Raw genomic sequence first — 4,490 nt, 5'->3', positions numbered from 1 at the left:
CGCGGCACGGGCGCTGGTGCATGACCTACTGGCTCGACCAGTTCCGCGCGGCCGGGCTGATCGACTGGGACGTCGCCGCCCCCGCGATCCGCCTGATCCGCCCGCCGACCGAACCCGAGATCGCCGCGGCCCTGCGGCCCGACGCCCTGTTCTCTTGAGAGCGAGCCCGAACCCACCGCCATGAAGAAGCCGATCGCGTTCTTCGTTCATCATCAGGGCCGCGGCCACGCCAACCGCACGATGGCGGTGGCCGCCGAGTTTGCTCGTGACCGGGCCGTCTCGGTGCTGACCGCCGATCCACGCCTGTTCGACGGCTTCGGCCGCGGCATCGAGATCGTGGCGCTCCCCAACATGATCGGCGCCGCCGTGCCGACGGCGCGCCTCTACGCCGAGCCGACGCCCCAGGTGATGCACTGCGTTCCCCTGGGTCTCGACGCGATGCGCCGGACGATGCGGTCGATCCTCGACCATCTCGACGAGCGCGGAATCGGCCTGTTCGTGGTCGATGTCTCGGCGGAGATCGCGCTGCTCGCGCGCATCGCCAGCGTGCCGGCGGTGCAGATCCGCATGCACGGCGACCGGTCCGATATCGGCCATGTCGGCGCCTACGAGGCCTGCGTCGGAATGCTCGCCCCCTTCGACGAGCGCTTGGAGCAAGACGATTACCCGGCACCCCTGCGCGCCAAGACCTTCTACAGCGGCGGCCTGTGCACCAGCGTCGACCGGGTGCCGGAGCGCGCGGAGGCCCGCGCCAAGCTCGGCCTCGATCCTGCACGGGAGATCGTGGTGGCGGTGACCGGCGGCGGCGGCAGCGGCACGCCCTTCGCGCCCCTCACGGTCGCGGCCCGCGCCGAACCCGACGCCCTGTGGCTCACCCTCGGGCCGACCCACCGCGAGGGCCACGAGACCGACTTTTCGAATCTGCGCGAACTCGGCTGGGTGTCCTCGGTCACCGACTATCTCGCCGCCGCCGACATCGTGATCGCCTCGGCGGGCGACAACACGGTCCACGAGGTTGCCCGGGTCGGCGGTCGCCTGATCGTGATGCCGGAATGGCGCTACTTCGCCGAGCAGACCCGCAAGGCCGAGGCCCTGGTCCGGCTCGGCGCTGCCGTGCAGGCGCCCGCCTGGCCGGGTGATCTCCGGGGCTGGCGGGACCTCCTCGCCCGCGCCCGCGCCCTCGACGGGGCTCCCCTGCGGAGCCTCTACGCCCCCGACGCCGCTGCCCGCGCCGCCGGCTGGCTCGAAGGGCTGACCGACGCGCTCTGGGATTGCGGACCGGCCGGCGCCGAAACCGTCCCGCTTCCAGGCATCGCCGCCGAGTGACCGCCGCCGTCTCCCCAACCCAACCGGAGCCCGATCGCCTTATGTCCACCGTCTCCGTGGTGACCCTCGCGAAGGGCCGGCCGGCGCATCTGCGCAACGTGCTCCGCGGCCTGGAGCGCCAGACGCAGCCCCCCGCCGCCTTCATCGTCGCGGTGATGCAGGAGACGCCCTACGACCTGCCCGAGGTCGGCTTCCCGGTGCATCAGATTCCGGTGCGGGGCCGCGAGTTGCCGCTGGCGGCGGCGCGCAACCGCGGCGTGGCGGCGGTCGACAGCGACGCCGTGGTCTTCCTCGACGTCGATTGCATCCCGGCGCCCGACCTCATCGCCGACTACGCGCGGGGGCTTTCCGAACTCGACGGGCTGCTGATGGGCGAGGTGCTGCATCTGCCCGAGCGCGCCACGCAGGGGACCTGGGACTATGCCGGCCTCGATGCCGTGGCGGAGCGGCATTCCGACCGCCGCGGGCCCCCGGCCTCCGGCATCGAGATCTGCAACGATTACCGCTGCTTCTGGTCGCTCAACTTCGCGATCCGGCGGGCCACCTTCTTGGCGACCGGCGGCTTCGACGAGCGCTACACCGGCTACGGCGGCGAGGACACCGACTTCGGCAAGCTCCTCGACCGAAGCGGCATCCCGATCGCCTGGATCAAGGGCGCGCGCGCCTATCACCAGTACCACCCGCACCACATGCCGCCGGTCCATCACCTCGAGAGTGTGGTGCGCAACGCCGAATTGTTCGAGGCCAAGTGGGGCTACCGCACCATGGGCCACTGGCTCTACGCCTTCAAAGTGATGGGCCTGATCGACGACACGCCCGATCGGCCGATCCGCATCCTGCGCCGGCCCGACGCCGCCGACCTCGCGCTGACTGGTCAGCTGGGCCACCAGCCCTACACCAACTCGGCGTCGGTGATCCGCGCCATCGAGGCCCGGACGGATGCCGGGGCCGCCGCGAAATCGCCGGCGCCGGTGACGGCGTGAGGATCGCGCTCCTTGCCCATCTCCGCCATCCGATCGCCCCGCCCTTCGCGGGGGGGCTCGAAGCCTATACGTGGAGCCTCGCGGACGGTCTCGCTGCCCGGGGCCACAGCGTCGCCCTGTTCGCCTCCGGCGACAGCGACGCGCGCTTTGCGCTGGATCCTGTGATCCCGGTCCATCACGAGCGGAGCCATGCCGGCCTGGAGCACCGGGGCGATGCAGGCCTGAAGGCTCATCTCGACGACGGCTACGCTTCCGCCTGCGACCGGATCGCTGCCGGGGGCTTCGATGTGCTCCACAACAACAGCCTGAGCCGTCTGCCCCTGGAGAAACGGCGCACCGCCGCGACGCCCACCGTCACGTCGCTGCACGTACCGCCCTACGACGCCCTGCGCTGGTTCGTGCAGGCGAGCCCCGCCGCGGGACACCGGATCACCGCGCCCTCCCGGGCGCATCTCGACGCGTGGTGGCCGGACGGGGCGCCCGCGGAGGCCTCGGTGCTTCACAACGGCATCGATCCCGCCGCCTGGCCGTATCGTCCGGACGGCGACGGCAGCGCCGTCTGGTGCGCGCGGATCACGCCCGACAAGGGCGCGCAGCACGCGATCGGCGCGGCGCGCCAAGCCGGCCTGCCCCTGACCCTGTTCGGCCCGATCGAAGAGCCGGATTACTGGGCGGCCCAGGTCGCGCCGTTGCTCGGCGGCTCGATCCGCTACGGCGGCCAGCTCAGCGGGACGGCCCTGGCCGCGGAGGTCGGCCGCGCCTCCGTGTTCCTGGCCACACCGTGCTGGGACGAGCCGTTCGGGCTGGCGGCGATCGAGGCGATGGCCTGCGGCCTGCCGGTCGCCGGCTTCGCCCGGGGCGCCGTCCCGGAGGTCGTCGGCGAAGCCGGATCCCTCGCGGCACCAGGGGACCAGGCGGGTCTTGCCCGTGCCATCGGCGCGGCGCTCGCGATTCCGCGGCCGATCCCGCGCGGCCGTGTCCTGCGCCTGTTCACCCGCGCATGCTGGCTCGACCGATGCGAGGCGCTCTACGCGCAGGCCCGCGCCGTTCGATGACCCCACTGCTCTTCCTGGATGTCTGCCCCTCCTGGGCCTTCCAACACCCTCAAATCAGAGTGCCATGACCCGTCAGGACCTGATCGCCGCCCTGTGGCACGGCCGCGACCCCTTCGCGGATCCCCCGGCGGACCTACGCGCCGGCGACCTTCAAGGCTGGCGCAGCATCCACCCCTATCTCGAAGAGGCGGTGATCGAATTCCAACCCCGCGTCACCGTCGAAATCGGGACATGGAAGGGAGCCAGCGCCCTTTTTCTCGCGCGATCCATGGTCGAGCACAACGTCACCGGCACCGTGATCGCGGTCGATACGTGGCTCGGAGCCGTCGATCACTGGGCGGACGAGGCGCTGTTCGCGGAACTCGCCACCGAGCATGGCTATCCGAGCCTCTACCGGACCTTCCTGGCCAATGTGGTGCGTGAAGGCATGACGGACCACATCGTGCCGTTGCCGCTCGACTCGGTGAATGCCGCGGAACTCCTGCGTCTGCGCGGTGTGACCGCCGACGTCATTCATCTCGATGCCGGGCACGAGGAGACGTCTGTCGCGGCGGACCTGCGCGCCTGGTGGCCGGTCCTGCGGCCTGGAGGCCTCCTGATCGCCGACGATTACGACCGCTTGGGCGGCCGCTTCCCGGGTGTGACCCGGGCGGTCGATGCGTTCTGCGCCGAGGTCGGGGCGCGGGGGCCGTGGTCGCTGCAGGGCAAGTGCAAGTTCACCAAGCCGAATGAGGGCTGATCAAGTGCTTCGCCTGTGCGCCGGCGATGAAGATCTGGTCGGCACGCTGACGACCTCGGGCGTCCATCTCATGGCAGGCGGCTGAACTTGGCGTCTTTCCACCCGGACCTTTCCATGAAACGCGGCATTGAGGGGAGATGACCCATGCCTCCTCGAACGCTGCGCCCTGTGCTCTCGTCGTCGACGACGACGGCATGGTCCGCATGGCTGCAATCGACATCCTGGAGGAAGCGGGGTTTGCGACCTTCGCGGCCGCATCCGGTGATAAGGCGTTGCTCGTGCTCGAAGAACACCACGCGTGCATCGTGCTGCTGTTCACCGACGTGCAGATGCCGGGCGTACACGATGGCTTCGCCCTCGCTCGCATGATTGCGCGCGCCTATCCTC

At 70.7% G+C, this 4,490-nt stretch carries 5 protein-coding genes; all 5 read left to right on the top strand.

From position 1 onward, the window contains the following. The first annotated feature begins 180 nt into the window (after positions 1 to 180). Positions 181 to 1,326 carry a glycosyltransferase gene (locus tag I53_RS17475; protein WP_043352920.1) on the top strand — a complete coding sequence of 382 codons (1,146 nt, stop codon included), beginning with the start codon at positions 181 to 183 and terminating at the stop codon, positions 1,324 to 1,326. 41 nt (positions 1,327 to 1,367) lie between these two features. Continuing rightward, entirely contained in the window at positions 1,368 to 2,309 is a 942-nt protein-coding gene (locus I53_RS17470) for a glycosyltransferase family 2 protein (protein ID WP_043352918.1), read from the top strand. Next, positions 2,306 to 3,364 carry a glycosyltransferase gene (locus tag I53_RS17465; RefSeq protein ID WP_043352915.1) on the top strand — a complete coding sequence of 353 codons (1,059 nt, stop codon included), beginning with the start codon at positions 2,306 to 2,308 and terminating at the stop codon, positions 3,362 to 3,364. The genes I53_RS17470 and I53_RS17465 overlap by 4 nt, the downstream gene beginning before the upstream one ends. A 64-nt stretch (positions 3,365 to 3,428) precedes the next feature. Further along, positions 3,429 to 4,103 carry a class I SAM-dependent methyltransferase gene (locus I53_RS17460; RefSeq protein ID WP_043352913.1) on the top strand — a complete coding sequence of 225 codons (675 nt, stop codon included), beginning with the start codon at positions 3,429 to 3,431 and terminating at the stop codon, positions 4,101 to 4,103. A 137-nt stretch (positions 4,104 to 4,240) separates the two neighbouring features. Further along, a partial coding sequence (locus tag I53_RS17455; protein WP_148291189.1) for a response regulator occupies positions 4,241 to 4,490 on the top strand: 250 nt, incomplete at its 3' end.

Origin of the sequence: Methylobacterium sp. B1 (genome assembly GCF_000333255.1) — a bacterium.
Taxonomy (GTDB): domain Bacteria; phylum Pseudomonadota; class Alphaproteobacteria; order Rhizobiales; family Beijerinckiaceae; genus Methylobacterium; species Methylobacterium fujisawaense.
Note: the sequence above shows the minus strand (reverse complement) of the source record. Positions and strands in the feature narration are given on the sequence as shown.